Source organism: Niameybacter massiliensis (assembly GCF_001282685.1).
In the GTDB taxonomy this organism is placed as follows: Bacteria; Bacillota; Clostridia; order Lachnospirales; family Cellulosilyticaceae; genus Holtiella; species Holtiella tumoricola.
Genome location: NZ_LN875034.1, coordinates 469,689 through 488,375, shown reverse-complemented (window position 1 = coordinate 488,375; position 18,687 = coordinate 469,689). Strand labels below are relative to the sequence as shown.

Below are 18,687 nucleotides of genomic sequence, written 5' to 3'. Positions count from 1 at the left end.
TCTACATTGTCGCCAGAGTAATAGGCTTTTATTCACATACTATTAAAAATTTTTAATTATTAACCTTAACTTCTATACCTGTATAGTAGTAACCTAGAATTTCCTTATAAGTTGCGCCTTGTTTTGCCATTTCGTTCGCTCCATGTTGGCTGAGTCCTATACCATGTCCTACACCTTTTACATTAAAAGTAATAGTATCTGCACTTTGTACAACTGTAAAGCAAGAAGATGGTAAATCAAGTATCTTTCTTAGTGTCTCTCCCTCTATCAATAGATTCCCAATCTGCAAACTTTCTATGTAACCTGCTTGGTCCTTTGATACTACTTGAATTTGTTGTGATAAGGCCTCTGCTTGTAAGGACAGATGACTATATGCCTCTTGTAAACGTTTGACAAATTCATCTTGTGTAAAGTTAAAACTTTCTTCTACTGTATCAAGACCACTCTCAACGGGTTGTAGATAAGGAATATCTTGTTTATAAATTGCATTTGCATTTCTTGTCCAGCCAGCACTCTCATTATGATAAATAGGCTCGATCAATTCATTGCCACAATAAATGACTTCGTTAGCTGTATCTTCAACTGCTTTTTTTAGTTTATTATAATAGGTCGTATAACTTTTACCCCAAGTTTCTTTCATTTCATCGACTGTCATATAGTTTAATGATCCTTGGCTTACAATACCTAACTGTCTTCTAAGCCTATAAGTTCTTAGCATAACAGCATAGGCTTTTAATGCTTCCTCTGATTCTGTAGGCGAAGCAATCTTTGCAATAGCTCCAATAAGCTCGTCCTTTTGTTTAGCCAACTCTTCGTCTTTGCTCTTATCTTGCTCACTTATACCTTTTACACTCTGTAATAATTCTGTACTATAATGTCCCCCCATATAAACCACTAATGAAGGTATACCAATCAACATTCCTAATAATAGTAGGCACCATGCTCCTATCTGTTTCATGCTTGTCCTCCCGTATCTCTATCTTTAATCCTGTATTACATTATATGAAAGGTAGACAAGTTTATGCCTCTATCTAGAACATCAATTCTAATCCAATGATGCAAATCGTACATATTACAAAGGTAATAAGGATTACCGTAATATTTTTCTTATCATACATAAAAAAGCCTCCTCCTCTTATTTTCTAAGAGTATGGAGACTTTTTTATAACTTTATTCAACTTATGGAAGAACCATTACAATAAGTTCTGCTAATTCTCCATATGTTACTGTTTGTTGTGGTGCTACATCATTAACTATTCCTAATGCATAAGCCTTTTGTACACCTTCTTTATAAACTTGGCTTACACCTCTCACACTTACACTAGAAGCTTTTACTCTATTACCTGAAGTCATCTCATAAAGTCTTACAACAGCATGCAGTGCTTGTTCTTGAGTAACTGTTCCAGGTCTAGCTTCTGTATAGATATTTGCTGCAGATGCTTTTTTTCTATTTTGTACAACGTCAGCATCCATATTAATATCTGTATAGCCTTGTGCAATACCTAAAATCAGATTAATCATCTGATCACTATTGACAGATGTATTTTTGCCATATTTATTGCCTAATGCTTCTATATTGTATCTTGATAAGAGCTGATCCATAGCAGCATTGGTGTGACGATAATCTGTATAATTAATAATGCGTTGTAACGTATAAATCCCTGTACTTGCTGTAGAATATACCGCATAAGTTGCATCTACTCTTGTATCAATCTTATGCTCATTTGCAAGCCATCCACCATAACTATAATCATAAGTATAAGTCTTCAGTGTTTGTGTCTGATACATATTAGCTGTATCTAGTTTAAGTGCTACCTTAACCCTGCTATCAAAACGTTCAAGTGGTGCTTTAGTAAGGACCTTACTTTGTAGTTTAACACTTAACTTCTCTGCCTTATCAATGCTATATGGGAATGGCATAGCAATATTCCTTAAGTCATATGCAAGAAGTGTTTCAAGTTCAAGTTGAACCATATCTTTAGCATTTGCCTTATCTATATAGTAGCTCATGGCTTGTGCTGGAATCTCATAAATCCCTATTTCAGTTTCTATTTTAAGCTCCATACGACTTGTCGCAAGTGCTTGCATCACTGAGACTGGAATCTTGATACGTCTTAAATGAGCTTCATAGCGATTATTATACTTTTTCATTGTAATGGTATAGAAGTAGTCTTTAGAGGCTTTGATCTCACCGATGATTTTTTGTGCATCTACAATTTCTAAAGTCCACTCACCATTTTTAAATTCTTCTTCTATGGCATCTGGATAAGTGACAATGTTATCATTTTCTCCACCATCATATTCCCCACCACTTGTCTTGGTAAAGATACGTACCCAAGTCGAGTACGCAGACTCTTTGCTAATAGAGCGTTTAGATTGTGTATCTGTTAAAATAACTCTTGCTTTAATACGCACATAGTAAGGTCTGTTAGCAATTAACTTATTAAACTTCACTAAGTTCTTAGCAAGTACATCATAGTTATTGCCTTTTCCTAAAGAATCTTGCACCACTACAACTTGGCTATCTAAAAACTCAACATTATCTGCAAATTCTAGATCATACTCATAAGCTTTTTGAATATTGCCTTCTTGCTGAGTACCTGTATCGTTATGATCCTTTGTCCACTCTACTGTAATGTAATCTGGCCCCAGTGGCGCAAAGTCTAAATTAATATCTTGTAAACTTTGTGAAGCAGCTGGGCCTAATCCTGTTGGTATATGTGGAGCTTGTAAATCTTTGGTTTTAACTGTTACTGGATTACTCCATGCGGATTCTTCTGTTCCTTTTTTCTGTTTGGCTTTAAGCCATATATTATAAGTTGTCTGTGGGAAAAGGCCTGTTATAGTAACAACAGCTTTTTCTCCATCAGGTACATAATCTTTATCTGATTGATTATCTGAAATCACAAAATCCCATTTAATCGCTTCATCTGGCTTATCCTTTGTACTATATACAAGTTCATATTCAAAGTCCTTATTATACTTCCAAGATACTGTTACTTCTGTATCTGTATAGCTTTCTAACTGTAAAGTTGGTACAGTTGGTATAGGCTCTGGTCCTTCATAATCCGTAAGTGTGGTCGCAATAATATAACTTGGGAAGCTTTGCATAAGCTTTTCTCCCGTATCTAATGTACGATAGGCACGAAGCATAACAACATAACGTGTATTAGGTTCTAAGTTGCCTACACTATACTGTTTCCAAATCAGCCCTCTATCATCTTGAGTTCCTTCAGTTGGGTCAATATCTGACCAACCTTCTTCATTATCTTTTTGTGTTGTAGCCACCCAGTTTTCAATACTTTGATCTTTTTCAAGTACTGCTTCTACTTGGCTATAAGGTAATACTTTAAGCTCATATTTCACATCATCTTCAAGCTCTATTTTACGGTTATAATAATCTTCATTAAATGCAGCCTCTGTTACATTGTTTTTAACTTGTTTTACATCATCTTCAGTTAACAAGATATGTTCTTCCCAGTTTTCCTTAAACTTAAAGTGGATAAGTGGTTTGATTAAAGTTGGAGTCTTTGATGTATAAACCTTTGTACTTCCTATTTCAGCAAGTACTTGTTCATCTTTATCATCATCATAAAGAGATAAGTCTTTTGCTAAAATCTCATACCATACAGTTCTCCATTCAATGGTTACACTTGTTTGTGTTACACCTTCTTTTTGAATTCTAAGAGGTGGCTTACCTATAACTGGAGGAACTGAAATGTTTCCATTTTTATCAAGATTAATACTTACATAAGTTGGTTGTGAGATGGCGTATTGGTCACCATATGCACGTTTTGCTACTATTTTAATATAGTAAGCATTGTTTGATTTAATAGGTTGTACGATACCTAATTTATCAACATACTGTGTAAGTGTTGTACGCATACCTATAACTTTACTTGTATCTTCTGGATGCGTAATCAGTTGCTTGAGATTACCTTGTCTAATCTTAAGATCCTTTTCAACAGGTTCTAACTTACTATTATTCTGTAGTGTTTTTAAATTATCACTTACCCATATATCATAAGAAAGGTCATAATCTATTTCATTTTTTTGACCCTCTTCTTGCTTATGTGGTGCATCCCATACCACTTGAATAGTTGTTTCTTTATCTACCTTCCCATGGAATGTATGGTTAATAAAGTCTGGATCTTCTAATCCTATCGTATCTCCTGTAACTAAGTATTCATTCTTCGTACTTGTAATATCTAAGTTTTTGCCATATGGCTTTGGTATCTTAGGATTAAGTGGTTGAAGTCTTAAATCAAGTGGTACATAGAGTTTCTCTCGACTTAGAATTTCCTTACCATCTATAATAAATCCAACTTGATAATACGTTGCCTTCTCTGGCTCATCCAATATGATAGAAATTAAATTCCCACCACTACTTACTGATTTTTCTGCTACAAGGTGTTGTTCACCACCATCTTGTCTAGCATATACTTTAACGCCTTGTAAGTTACCACCAAGTTCTGCCCAAGCAATTGGTCCCCAGTAGATTTCTATTTCATCTTTACCTACATTGTAGATATCAATATCGATCCCTGGAATCCCTTGTACAACTTTGGGTCCTCTTTCATCTGTATATGTATTTTTTTGAATACGTTCAAAGCCTTGTCCTGATGGATCCTTACTAAATCCTGTTACTTCTACAAACATTGAGTAGATTTGTTTAGGTTTTAAGTCTTTTAATACATAACGTACTTTTGTCTTACCACTGCTTTGAACAATGAATTCTTGTGCCATTTCATCTGTAACAGTGATTTTACTATGAGGAATATTACCGCTTGATTGATCTATTCCTAAAATTTCTTGTTTTGTTTTCTTATCAGCAGCAACATAGTAAATAGTATAATCTGCGCCTGGTATGTACTCCCATTCTAACTCCATACCTTCTGATGAATCATATAGCTTGGTATTAAAGTCTGTAAGGAAGTAAAGAGACGCTGGTATTCCTGGTGAATCTGGAGCTAGGTCTGCTCTTATTGTTTCTCCGTCTGTTATCTTGTGGTAATGCTTACCAAATACTGTTCCACGATAGAAAGTACCATTTTCAATATAGTAATGTTCTCCTTGAAACACGTTGACTTTATTGTATCCAAAGTCAATATTTTCTAGCCTTTGGCTCATACTATCATCTAGTTTTGTTGGAGCTGGGTCTTCAATGAATTTACTTAAGTATGTTTTTTTATTTGCATAATCATATAATTCAATTTGATAATGTGTAGTTTCATGTGTTTGCCCCATTACTGTATCAGGTTTCCCTACTGGGTCTGCTGGAGTTGGCTTGTTCCACACAAGTCCTATAGATGGTGTAATTTTCTCTGTATTATCCTTATCTGTTACATGTGTTATCTTATCATTTGTAAGTTGCAAGGTTGTTACATGATTCTGACTGTTTGCCAAAAGTTGAACTGGCATGATCTGTATCAACATGATACAGATCATAAGCCATGCCAACCATTTACTTTTTCTCATTCTTGCCTCCTATTTAGGTACAATTTTTGTAAGCATATATATGATTTCTTTTGCGGTCATTACTTTGCTTGGTAAAACTTTATTACTCTCTGGCACTACTACACCTAATTCTACCGCTGCATAAACATAGGGTCTGTATTGGGTTTGGAAAGCACCAATATTGCTCACTTTTAACTTGTTACTTACTGTAATTGTATTAATATCTTTGTAGTACATTTTTTCATAAGCTTGCATGATGGTATATATAGCTTCATCTTGTCTAATAGGTTGATACATATTATTTGGTACAATCAGTTTAACCCCTCTATCTTTTAAATAAAGTGTATAGTCTGTACCACGTCTTGCGCCAAGCACTCTTGCTACTGCACCATAAACTTTTTCTCTTGTTACTGTTTGATTTAATCCTTTTTCTACATCAAAGAAATCTGATAGCGTGTACTTACTAATTAGACTACTTCCTCCTGGAATATCTGGTACTAGAACAGTGCTACTACTCTTTCCTGTGAAAGCATAGCTTCCTAAACGATCCATTTCTAATGCCAGTTTAGAAGCTACATTATAAGCGTATACGCTCTCCCATCTACTACCATCATGATAATATGCATTGGCTTCATAAGCATCTAGAGTTGCCTCTAAATAAATAGGTGTTTGAATCTCATAGATATCTGCATCTTTCTCTATGACTTTCTTTAAAATCTTTTGTACCTCAGTTAGGTGTTTGTTTTTAACCCAAGTAATAGCTTTGTCTATAATACTATTTAACTTAGCATCATCTATTTTCCCACCTACTACATACTTCTCTAAATCTTTAACTACATCTTCTCGGCCATCATCAATCAATTCAAGAAGTTCATTCATAATAGTATCTTCAATAATTAGTTCTTCTTTGTTTAGATATACAATTTCTAAGTTCATAGAAATCTCAGGAGAAATAACATAATCTCCTTGAATCCTACCTGTTAAACCTATTAATCTAAATTCAATACCTACATAATAATCTTGATACTTACCTTTTTTAACTCGTTCTTGTGCTTCTTTAATATCTTCATTATCTTTAAGCATGTTTGGTCTTAATGTTGCTGTGTATTTATCCAGCTGAATCGTTACTAATGTATTGTTCTTAACTGCTTCATTAAAAAATGTTGAAGGCACATAGTAATAGACACTACTACCTGTATCATTGCTTACTAACTCATAGGTTTTAAAAGCTGCAAGCTCTGATTGAATATAACTGCCTCTATACTTATAAATTTCTTCGTATTTACTACTTTCTACTTCCCAATATGGATTACGTTTAAGTTTTTCTGCTTCTCTATCATATTGCTCTAAATATTTGTTGAATGCATTTTCTTCATCTTGATCGTCTTCACTAAAGTCTGTTCTTGCTGTTACTTTCTCTGAGTAAAGAGATGTACTCAGAGCTTCCCCTGTTTTATCTACAATACGAACTTTAATGTCATAGCGTGTCCCATGAGTCAGCCCTTTAACCTTATAGACAAAGCGTCTATATTCTTTACTAGATGTTTCTTCTTGTACAAAGCTTACTTCATAATCTAATCTATAATCTTCATCTTTTTCACCTTTAACGGCAATATCAAAACTAAAATCTTCTGGCACTTTACTTCCTTGTGGGATAGGTGCTAAGAAACTAATAACTGTTTCGTGTTGTCCATCATATTTAAAGGCACTTTGAGATTCAACTTTTAAATTGATAGGTGGATTCACTGGTGATGTTGTAACAGGTAGCATAATCCAATCTGAGTAAACCTTCTCACCTAAGTTTTCATATACTGTACGAATATAATAGTAATAGGTTGTATTTGGTAATAGGGTATTTTCTTCTAATCTTAAGAATTGGCTACCTTGTCTTGGTGTATGTTCTATCCATACACCTTTATTATAAGCTTGGATATAGGTATCCTTTGTATGGAAACCTTTGTATTTACTACTTTTACCTAGTACATCTTCAATATCTAGTAAACGATTGGTATGCTCTTTGATCATTGCTGTACCATCTGAACGTACTAATTGGTAATACGTCTTGTCTTTATGACTTAATGCAAACTCCGATTCTTCCCAACCTATTTTAACCGTTGTATTATTGGGCTGACTTTCAATGAAGAATTTTTCTGGTGCTGGTGGTACCTGCTCATCAGTTGTAGGTGGTACAGGCTTCGTCTGGGTTGTAAAGGAATGTATTTTTGAAAATACTGAGTAAACACTCTTACCTAAAGGCTCTTCTCCTTTATACAAATCAATACGTGTTCTAATTTGAATATAATAAGGCGTATTAGATTCTAATCCTTTAATTTTTAATTCATGTAGGTTTTGCTCACCTGTTAAGGCATTTTGAGTACTTTCATAATTTAATAAAAGTGCCCCATTTTGCTCACGCATAAACACACGGTCTGCTTCAGATAAAGTGGTATAAGTCATACCTTCTTCATTTTTTTCGCTCTTGATTTCTTGCGTCTTATTAAATGGTACGGTTTCACTACTTCCTGAATCAGGTGTTTTCTGATAAATATAAATCTCATAATTTCTATAATAAGTATATTGTTCATCAGATGCTGCAAGTTTGTGTAATTTAAGACCTAGAGGATTAAGCATGTATTTTACATAGGTTGTTAAATCTACTGGATTAAAGTATAGTGTTTGCACACTTTTTCCTTCATTTGCAGTTTGTGGCTTACTTTGAATAATTTCAGGTGTTGGAACAACTCTTTTTACAATATCCAAAGAAAGAGATTTTGGATTAGAGTATTTACTAATCGCAAGCTTAGGTTCTACACCTTCTCCACTATAACGTTTTTCATATACTGGTCTTACTGTTAAGTAGTATGTATTAGGAACTTCATATTTGGCTTCATTTTTCACTACGATTTTATCTTTCGTAGGATATTTGGGATTTCCCTCATACTCAGGTATATCAAGAACTTCCCATTCATTTAAAGGTGCTGTCTCATCTTTTAAAACAATTCCAGGAGCGATGAAACTTCCTCTAGATGAATCATAAATAGTTTCTCCTTTTACCTCCCCTGCATGAGTTGTAAGCTTGATATCACTGCCCTCTAAGAAAGCTTTAAATACTTTAATAGGTTTACCTATTTTATTTGGGCTATCACTTAAATAAATTTCATAGTAAATATCCCCATCTTTAAGATAGCTATTAAGTTTCTCTTTCTCTGGTGCACTCCATTCAAGGTCAATTCCTACTGCTGCAACATCTGTACTTGTTGGGTTATCCTTTGTGAAGTCATCTGGGATAACATATACATTGTCAATATTGAGTATTTCTGAATAAGGTGGTGGTACAATATCATTTCTACCATTGTATTTTACAATTTGTGACTCAAATTCTCCTTTGTCACTCCCCGTAGTCATTACAATTTTATATTTTTCATAAGCACCCTTTTTAGTGGTCAATGTAATCTGCTCTGTGAGTGGCTTGTCTTGATAATGCCTTACATCTACGGCATCCCATCCCACACCTAAGAGTCCCTCTTTTAAAAGGGTATAGCTTACAGGTCCTCTAATATTATAAGGTTCTACTTTAAATGAAATATCATCTGTTGTTAAGCGATAAATGGTATAACGTACATAAGTGTATCCCACTTTATCTGGTTTAAAGGTAAGATTCTTTGTTGGATCTCCAAACAAATGTCCACCAAATGCAATTTCACCATTAATGAGCATACCTTCTTGTAAGTGTGGCCACTCAAATAAATATTTAAGGTCTTCCTCACTTGCTAAGCCTTTAATTTTCAAGTCCTTGGCAAAATACAATTCAAATCGATTGCCATTAGAAATAACTTTTCCTTTTTCTTTACCATCTATGGTATCTACCATAGCTTCTCCATGTTTCAACTTAAATTTTACTTTGATTTGTTTGGCATCACCTGTACTAATATCTTTTCCTAATAATTCTTCTAAATAAATTTCTGCTTGCTGTGCATTGGTTGAATCTGTTACGTTATCGATAGATTCGAATTTTAGCGAACCTGCTTTATTAACTAATGTCATAGGTTTGGTAAGTGTTACAACAATCCCTGGTCTTGAACCTGCTTCAACACCAAGTTCACCTTCTGCCACAACTTTATCTAAATCAACTACTGTTTGAGATGGTAACTTCAAACTTTTATCCGTTTCTACATCTGCTTCAGTTGTTAAATGGGTAGGAAGAATCTTGAACTCTTGAATACCCTTAAATGCATTAAAACTACTTTCTTCTTTATCTGCACCTACCACTCCACTATCATAGGTTAATGTGAAAGGCGTAATATAATCTTTCTTAATGCCTGTTACAGATACATGCATCTCATAATCTTTGAAAAACATTTTAACTTTTGTAAGATTTCCTACTGCTACTACTAACTCTTTATTTTTTGTTAATGCACTAGGATCCATATTGATTTTATGTGTAGATTTTAAGGTATCTTCAACCTTTTCAATATCTGTATCCCCATAAGATGGCTTATATGTTGTAAACTTAGTTTGAACTGGATTGCCTTTGTCATCCAATACTTCTATATTTACATTTATATCAGTTGTCCCTGCTAATTCATAAGTTATTTTAACTTGATAAATCTTAGAAGCTTCCTTTGTCCCACTCTCAATATAATAATCTAAGACATAAGTTCCGTTTCTCGGTGCTGTAGCATCCCCTAGCTTCCACTTCATTGTTACCTCATCTAAGAGAAGTTCTTCTACAAGTTGAAGTTGCCATTGGGAGTACTGAATCCCCTGGGCCTTTTGAATGACAGTTCCCTTATTATCTTTAATTTCTATACTCATTTCTTGAAAGCCTAGCTTATCATCTGCTTTCATGCTATTTGTAGCTGCAAAGGTTGGTATACCTTGTAACACACCTACAAAAAGGATTATGCTTAGTAACATTGCAGTAATTCTTCTCATGCTTTACCCTGACCTTTCTATATTTGTTTTAGATGATTTTATAATAAATATCTTTGTTTAATTTAGGATTTGATTTTGGTTAAAGTTTCCCTTTATTTTATCGACATAATTAGCCTGTTTGATTATATAATTACTTAACTTTCGTGTTTAATCTCATAGCTCTCTACATATTTCGATTACTCTCTATTCGTATTACCCTATTAGAATGTTCTTTTGTTTCTTAGCTTGCATTGCTATATCTCTTCTTATATAATAGGAATTATTACATGCCCAATAGGAGGACTAGAATATGGCTCAAAATAAAGTAATTTGTCACTGTAAAAATGTAGATTACATAGCAATTCGTCAAGCAATGTGTAACGGTGCTCGTACTGTTGCTGAAATTCAAGAAATGACAGGTGCAGGTACTGCTTGCGGTGGTTGTATCCCTGAAATTGAAAAAATCCTTGCTTCTGTTTGTGGATGTCATAACGTTTCTCTTGAAGATGTTGTAACAGCTGTAAAAAATGGAGCAGATACAGTAGAAAAAGTTGCTGAAGTAACTAAAGCAGGTAGTGCTTGTGGACGTTGTCAAAAACTTGTTGCTAATGTTATTGAATTAGGTAGGTAAAAAAGAAGGTTGTTTTTTAACAACCTTCTTTTTTATTTATAAACATATGTCCAATTTTATCCTTGTTGTAGTACAATAAATAAAAAGTCTAAGAATGTGAAAACTATTAAAAGACATCATAATTTTTAGGGAGGGCTTCGATTGCAGATTCGTTTAAAGTTACTCAGCTTATTATTAATTCCACTTAGTATATTACTCTCTTATCTTTATACACTCTCACCTGAGAAATGGGAGCAATATTATTCTCTTGGCATTAACAAATGTACGATTCAGATTTTAAGTAAGATTACAGGCATCTTTCCTTTTTCTCTCTTTGAATGGGGAATCTATGTTGGTATAGTAAGTCTTATAATCTACACACTCTATACGCTTTATAAATGTATTACAGATTTTCACTCTATTTTCAAATTACTAGGTCATTATGTACTAAACATCGGATGTATTGCATCTATTTTATTCTTTATCTTCATTGCCTTCTGGGGAATGAATTACAAGCGCCCTCACTTTAGTGAACGTTACGATATTGTTATAGGTGAACATACTCCTCAAGAGCTTGGTGAACTTTATGCCCATTTATTAGAAGTTGCTGGTAAAATTCGTGAAGAACTCCCTGTAGATGAAAATGGACGCGCTCAACCTCTTGGAGATCATCATGATATATTTGACCGTGCTCAGGCAGGATTTGATATCGCTGGTCAAAAATTCACTGTTCTTAATGGGAACTATGGTAAGGCTAAAGCAGTCCTTGCTTCGCCTCTCATGAACTATACAGGTATAACAGGCATCTACTCACCTTTTACTGGTGAACCTAATATTAACATTAGTGTTCCTGCTATTACAATTCCTGCTACTACTTGCCATGAAATGGCCCATCAAAGAGGTTATGGCTTTGAAAATGAATGTAACTTCATTGCTTATATTACTTCTTTATCTCATCCAGACCCTGACTTCCAGTACTCTGGGTACATTATGGCTATTTCATATCTCAGTAATGCTCTGGCTTCTGCCGACCGTGACTTATTACTTTCAATCAATGCTACTATGCCTGATGGTATTTATAAAGACCTTGTAGCTATTAATGAATTCTGGGATGGCTATAAAGGTGATGTAAAAGAAGCCGCTGAACAAATTAATAACGCCTATCTACAATCTAACGGTGTAGAAGCTGGAACTGCAAGCTATGGTGAAATGGTTAATTTAATTTTAGCACTTCATGATAAGTATTATTAAATAAACAAGATAGAAGACGAGGCTAGTGGTATAGTCTTTCATCTACTTCACTTCGTGTTCAGAGAAATGTAATTCATTCAAAATTTTTTATTTCATACATTTCTTTTCTCAACACTACGTAGATAGATTTCAGACTATATCACCACCCTCGTCTTTATACTTTCTTGTCTATTTAGCCTTATCGCCGTTTAAAAGAGATTTACTTTTTTTATTTAGTTTCACTCCCGTTTGAAAGGATATTTTACTTTCTTTGTATCTACAGGCTGAGTTGGGAGCAAAAAAAATAGTAAGAACAGTTTGAGCTGTTCTTACTACTTTTGCTAAGGTGCTCTCTTCCCGATTGTTAAAAATGTTTGCTTTTTAGGGCAATTATCTTTAATTCTTTATGGAAGTGCTTGTCTTAGACTTTGGTCATTTCGGATTCGAATCACTTAGTACTTTTATGGTTATTGCCATCTGTTCTCCAAGGGAATCATCCCCTCCATGATCTTTTATACACTTGACGTCTTTCATCTATTACAGATGTTGTACATCCTGTGTATGTTATTAGTATATCCTCACATACTTTTTTTATGTATGGTTTAATCACTTTTATTTATTTTTAAATTTATCAATAGCTAAGTAATAAGCTCCTATAACAGGACGTTTATCTATTACTGTAAACCTCGCATGGGGTGCTACCCTATGTACTTCTAATCTATACGCATCAATGAATAATGGATTATCTTCGACAAAAGCACTTCCTCCCACAACAATAGGTACTTCTGTGTGTTGAAAATTTAACTGCTTAATAACTGAAGCAGCACTTTTGCCTATGGCTTTGCCATTTTCAATAATAATATTTTGGGCTACCTCATCTTCTTCTCTTGCTAATCTAGATAAGAGGAATGGTATTTGAGTTAAGCCTTCTATACTATATCCATGATCTCTAATCAATATATCTACGTCTTCCATTGTCTCTACACCTAGAATTTTAGGAATTTCTTCTTGCAACCTTGTAGTTGGCCCTACGCCTTCATCTGCTCTAAAAGTATGATGCAATGCTTCATATACTACTTCCGTTCCACCGCCCCTGTTTCCTATCATATAAACTTTATTTCGTAATTGTACTTCCTTGCCTTCTCTTGTTCTCCCCATACATCCATGACCACGGCCACAAACACTTACAACACCCCAGTTTTCATCACTCCCTACTCGAAGTACTAACCAACAATCATTGTAAATTTCATATGGTACATTGTTAAATACCGAACTACAAATTTGATTAATTATTTTTAAATCATTTTCTCCATCTACCCCCGCAAGTCCGATAATTCCATGAGTAATATCTGTTATTTTTATACTCAATTTACTTAGAGCTCTTGATATTGCTGTTATTATAGAATGTCTTGTTGTTTCTACCCCCACTGTTTGATAATTTGCTGGTCCCCCAAAACCTTCAGCAAATATATTCCCCGCTTCATCACCAATAATACAATGAGTTTTTGTTTCCCCACCATCTAGGCCTAATAAATACATCCTCGTCCTCCTACTACTTTTCTCTCTCTATGGACTCTATTTGATTACTTTTCTTTATAATCTTAGTCTGTTAAATCTATTTTAATATACCCTTATAAAAAAATCCATGTATTGTCTCCCTTAATTCTCCTTTTTTCTACTTCCCGGGAAATATTTTCTCTTTATTTTATGTTTTATAATAATAGTAACTTCTTAAAAATCCCCCTTTAATTCCTCTATTCTCGTCATCTCATTTGCTAGATCAACTTTCTACCATCTCATTTCCCGTAGGATGCTAACTTTTTACGCTTAATAATTTCTTCAATTGCCTCAACTAAAATTTCTCTCTCTTCTAGACTTGTATATTTAACATTTACACACCCTTTACCTTTTCCTGGTTTTACGAGTTTTTCTTTAAGCATTCCAATATACTCAAAATCCATGGAGTGCAAAGAAAAGTGATTTTTAGCTGGTGAAAATGCAATATAATTTCGTAGTTTCCCACTACCAAGTTTGTAAGTGGGCATTTGAAAGGAAATCACTTCTTCCAAATCCGAATGTTTTTCACGCATATATTCTACAAAAAAGCACACCCAGTCTTGTTCTATACCAGAAAGAGCTGCGATATAGTGATCAACTTCATTACTTACTTTTGTCATACTTCAAACGCCTCCTACTATATATAAATATAAAAGAAGGTGCCACCCTAAGGTAGCACCTCTTTTTAATCTATTTCTTTTTTAAATCTAAACGTACAAGTGATTTACGAAGTGCAATTTCTGCACGACGCATATCTAAGTCATTATGACCTACACGTCCCTCTGCACGTTCTTTAGCTGCCTCGGCACGTGCAAAGTCGATTTCTTCTTCTAATTCTGATGCATCTGTAAGTACTACTACTTTGTCCTCTGTTACTTCTGCAAAACCACCCATTGTTGTTACTTTGTGAACTTTACCGTCCACTTTGTAACGTAAAATACCGTAGTTAAGAAGTGTAACAACTGGCTCATGATCGTAGTACACACCCATATCGCCATCTAGTGTACGTAATACAACACTATCAACTTTAATGTTTAATACTGATCTAGTCGGTGTTATGATTTGAAGGCTTAATTTATTTTCTGCCATAGTCATCACCTACAATGTTTTTGCTTTTTCTACAGCTTCTTCAATAGTACCAACCATTAAGAATGCGTTTTCTGGAAGGTCATCATGTTTACCTTCAAGAATTTCTTTGAAACCACGGATAGTTTCTTTAATTGGTACGTATTTACCTGGATTACCTGTGAATACTTCTGCTACGAAGAATGATTGTGAAAGGAATTTTTGTACACGACGTGCACGGTTAACTACCACTTTATCTTCTTCTGAAAGTTCATCCATACCTAAGATAGCGATGATATCTTGAAGTTCTTTGTATCTTTGAAGAATTGCTTGTACGTCACGTGCTACTTGGTAGTGTTCTTCACCAACGATTTGTGGATCAAGAATACGTGATGTAGATTCAAGTGGGTCTACCGCTGGGTAGATACCTTGTTCTACTTGTGCACGAGAAAGTACTGTTTTCGCATCAAGATGGGCGAATGTTGTAGCTGGAGCTGGGTCAGTTAAGTCATCGGCTGGAACGTATACCGCTTGAACAGATGTAATAGACCCTTTGTTGGTTGATGTGATACGTTCTTGAAGTGCACCCATTTCAGTTGCAAGTGTTGGTTGGTAACCAACGGCACTTGGGATACGTCCAAGAAGAGCAGATACTTCTGAACCAGCTTGAACAAGACGGAAGATATTATCTACGAATAAAAGTACGTCTTGTCCTGATTGATCACGGAAGTATTCAGCCATTGTAAGACCAGTTAATGCAACACGCATTCTGGCACCAGGTGGCTCGTTCATTTGTCCGAACACCATTGTTGTTTTTGAGATAACGCCTGAATCTGTCATCTCGTGGAAAAGGTCATTACCTTCTCTTGTACGCTCACCTACACCTGCGAATACAGAGAAACCACCATGTTCTGTAGCAATGTTACGGATAAGCTCTTGAATAAGTACAGTTTTACCTACACCGGCACCACCGAATAAACCGATTTTACCACCTTTAAGGTATGGACAAAGTAAGTCTACTACTTTAATCCCTGTTTCAAGAATTTCTGATTCTGTAGATAATTCTTCAAATGTAGGTGCTGATCTATGAATAGGCCATTTTTCTACATCTGGGTTTTCTTTACCATCTACGGCATCTCCTGTTACGTTAAAGATACGTCCAAGTGTTGCAGTTCCTACTGGTACACTAATAGGTGCTCCTGTATCTACTGCTTCCATCCCACGCACTAAACCGTCAGTAGCTGACATCGCGATACATCTAACAACATCATCACCAAGATGTTGAGCAACTTCTACTACAAGTTTTTCTCCATCTTGTTTGATGATATCGATCGCATTATAAAGTGCAGGAAGGTTATTTGGCGTAAACTTAATATCTAAAACAGCACCGATGATTTGAACGATACGTCCTACGTTTTGTGCCATTAACTCTTCACTCCTTTTAATTTAATTACTTAAGGGCAGCAGCTCCACCTACGATTTCAGATAACTCTTGTGTAATCGCTGCTTGACGTGCACGGTTAGATTCAATTTCAAGTTTTGCAATCATTTCGTTTGCATTTTCTGTAGCTGAATCCATCGCTGTCATTCTTGCACCTTGTTCACTTGCACTTGATTCTACTAATCCTCCATAAATAACATCTGTTACGTATCTTGGCATTAAGTAGTTAAGTACAGCTTCTGGTGAAGGTTCATAGATTAATAAATCTTTTGGACCTTCTGTTTCTGGTTCTTCTATTTCTGATATATCTACTGGTAATAGACGAATCAAAGTTGGTTCTTGTTGGATTGTAGATTTGAATGCTGTATAAGCTAAATATACTTCTCCAACTTCACCTTTAGCAAATAAATCTATAGCATAATCAGCAATTTCTCTTGCATCATTATACGTAGGTTCTCCTGAAACTCCAATAACTTCTTTAGCAATATCAAAGTGTCTTGCTCTAAAGAACTCTCTTGATTTCTTTCCTACTGTAACAAGACGAGTTTCGTCTTTATTAGTTATATGATTTAATACTAATTTACCAATGTTTGAATTGTATCCACCAGCAAGCCCTTTATCTCCGGCTATAACAATATAGCCTTTTGCATTTGACCCATTTTCACGAAGAAGTGGTGAATTTACATTCTCTGAGTTTTTAGCAATTGATTTAATTACTTTTTGAACTTCAGTAAAGAATGGTCTTGTTTTAAATGCTGCATCTTTTGCTTTAGTCAGCTTAGCTGTAGCTACAAGATTCATGGCATTGGTAATTTGTTTGGTGCTGTTTACACTTTTAATTCGTCCTTTAATTGCTTGTAAAGACGCCATCTACCGCACCTCTTCTTTCTAAATTATTGAACTTTGAAACTAGCTTTGAATTCGCTAACAACTTTTTTAAGTTTTTCTTCAAGTTCTTTTGTAATACCAGCTTTACCTGTAACTTCTGTAAGAAGTTCTGGGTATTTTGTGCTAACAGTTTCAAGTAATTCTCTCTCGAATTGTTTAACTGCTGATACTGGAATATCAAGAAGATATTTTCTTGTAGCTGCATAAAGAACAATAATTTGTTCTGCAACACTCATTGGTCTGTATTGTGGTTGTTTTAAAACTTCCATAATACGTTCACCTTGTGCTAAAGCATTTTGTGTAGCTGCATCAAGGTCAGAACCGAACTGAGCGAAAGCTGCAAGAGAACGGTATTGAGCAAGTTCCACACGGATAGGACCTGCAATTTGTTTCATTGCTTTGATCTGAGCTGCACCACCAACACGTGATACTGAAAGACCTGGGTTAACCGCTGGTCTAACACCCGCATTGAAAAGTTCAGTTTCAAGGAAGATCTGTCCATCTGTGATAGAGATAACGTTTGTTGGGATATAAGCTGAGATATCACCAGCTTGTGTTTCGATGATTGGAAGAGCAGTCATAGAACCGCCACCTCTTTCATCTGAAAGTTTAGCTGCACGCTCAAGAAGTCTTGAGTGAAGGTAGAATACGTCCCCTGGATACGCCTCACGACCTGGTGGTCTATGAAGAAGTAATGCCATTGTACGGTAAGCTACCGCATGTTTTGATAAATCATCATAAATGATAAGAACATCTTTACCACTTTCCATCCATTCTTCACCAATAGCAGCCCCAGCATATGGTGCTAAGTATTGAAGTGGAGAAAGGTCACTAGCTGTAGAAACTACTACTGTTGTGTAGCTCATAGCATCATTTTTTTCTAAAGTTTTAACGATTTGAGCAACTGTTGAAGCTTTTTGTCCAATAGCTACGTAGATACATTTTACATCTTTACCTTTTTGGTTGATGATTGTATCTAAGGCGATAGCAGTTTTACCTGTTTGTCTATCTCCGATAATAAGCTCACGTTGTCCACGTCCGATTGGTACCATGGCATCGATTGCTTTAAGACCTGTTTGAAGTGGTGTATCTACTGATTTTCTTTCGATAACACCTGGAGCAATACGCTCAACAGGACGGAATGTTGTAGAGCTGATTGGGCCTTTACCATCGATTGGTTGGCCAAGAGGGTTAACAACACGTCCGCTAAGTGCGTCACCAACAGGTACCTCTACGATACGTCCTGTTGATTTAACGTCGCTACCTTCTTTGATGTATTGGTCAGAACCTAAAAGAACAACCCCAATGTTGTCTTCTTCTAAGTTAAGAACCATTCCATATACGCCGCCAGTGAATTCAAGAAGTTCTCCTGCCATTGCTTTTTCGAGTCCGTGTACACGAGCGATACCGTCCCCTACTGTAATAACAGTTCCTACTTCTGATACTTCAAGGCGTGTTTTGTAGTTATTAATTTGATTCTTAATAACGCTGCTGATTTCCTCTGGTCTAAGGTTCATTAAATCAT

11 protein-coding genes are annotated in these 18,687 nt (G+C 35.3%); 2 read left to right on the top strand and 9 right to left on the bottom strand.

The annotated features are described in order from the left end of the window. Positions 1-52: 52 nt before the first annotated feature. The 3 genes from BN2390_RS04640 to BN2390_RS04630 all read right to left on the bottom strand — a co-directional run bounded on the left by BN2390_RS04640 (position 53) and on the right by BN2390_RS04630 (position 10,392). Positions 53-958 (bottom strand): SpoIID/LytB domain-containing protein, encoded by a 906-nt coding sequence (locus BN2390_RS04640; RefSeq protein ID WP_053983183.1) that lies wholly within the window; start codon positions 956-958, stop codon positions 53-55. Between the two features lie 221 nt (positions 959-1,179). Continuing rightward, positions 1,180-5,478, bottom strand: coding sequence for a fibronectin type III domain-containing protein (locus BN2390_RS04635; protein ID WP_053983182.1), 4,299 nt, complete (start codon positions 5,476-5,478; stop codon positions 1,180-1,182). 9 nt (positions 5,479-5,487) lie between these two features. After that, positions 5,488-10,392 carry a fibronectin type III domain-containing protein gene (locus BN2390_RS04630; RefSeq protein WP_154668769.1) on the bottom strand — a complete coding sequence of 1,635 codons (4,905 nt, stop codon included), beginning with the start codon at positions 10,390-10,392 and terminating at the stop codon, positions 5,488-5,490. Positions 10,393-10,681: 289 nt separating this feature from the next. Here BN2390_RS04630 and BN2390_RS04625 point away from each other — a divergent pair, with 289 nt between their 5' ends. Next, on the top strand, positions 10,682-11,002 hold the full coding sequence (locus BN2390_RS04625; protein ID WP_053983180.1) for a (2Fe-2S)-binding protein: 321 nt from the start codon (positions 10,682-10,684) through the stop codon (positions 11,000-11,002). Positions 11,003-11,143: 141 nt separating this feature from the next. Then, a complete protein-coding gene (locus BN2390_RS04620) occupies positions 11,144-12,232 on the top strand; it encodes a DUF3810 domain-containing protein (RefSeq protein ID WP_053983179.1) in 1,089 nt (362 codons plus the stop codon). 591 nt (positions 12,233-12,823) lie between these two features. Here the strand turns inward: BN2390_RS04620 and BN2390_RS04615 are convergent. From BN2390_RS04615 to atpA, 6 genes are all read right to left on the bottom strand, one after another. After that, the gene (locus tag BN2390_RS04615) at positions 12,824-13,750 is read right to left on the bottom strand and encodes an N-acetylglucosamine kinase (RefSeq protein WP_053983178.1); all 927 of its coding nucleotides are present in this window, start codon (positions 13,748-13,750) and stop codon (positions 12,824-12,826) included. A 257-nt stretch (positions 13,751-14,007) separates the two neighbouring features. Further along, positions 14,008-14,388: a DUF1801 domain-containing protein gene (locus BN2390_RS04610; RefSeq protein WP_053983177.1), complete on the bottom strand. Its 381-nt coding sequence runs from the start codon at positions 14,386-14,388 to the stop codon at positions 14,008-14,010. A gap of 70 nt (positions 14,389-14,458) precedes the next feature. Next, positions 14,459-14,857, bottom strand: a complete 399-nt coding sequence (gene atpC, locus BN2390_RS04605; protein WP_053983176.1) for an ATP synthase F1 subunit epsilon — start codon at positions 14,855-14,857, stop codon at positions 14,459-14,461. 9 nt (positions 14,858-14,866) lie between these two features. Next, positions 14,867-16,258, bottom strand: coding sequence for a F0F1 ATP synthase subunit beta (gene atpD / locus BN2390_RS04600; protein WP_053983175.1), 1,392 nt, complete (start codon positions 16,256-16,258; stop codon positions 14,867-14,869). 25 nt (positions 16,259-16,283) lie between these two features. Then, positions 16,284-17,144 carry an ATP synthase F1 subunit gamma gene (gene atpG, locus BN2390_RS04595; protein ID WP_053983174.1) on the bottom strand — a complete coding sequence of 287 codons (861 nt, stop codon included), beginning with the start codon at positions 17,142-17,144 and terminating at the stop codon, positions 16,284-16,286. 23 nt (positions 17,145-17,167) lie between these two features. Further along, complete coding sequence (gene atpA, locus BN2390_RS04590) at positions 17,168-18,679, bottom strand: F0F1 ATP synthase subunit alpha (RefSeq protein WP_053983173.1); 1,512 nt, start codon at positions 18,677-18,679, stop codon at positions 17,168-17,170. Positions 18,680-18,687: the final 8 nt, after the last annotated feature.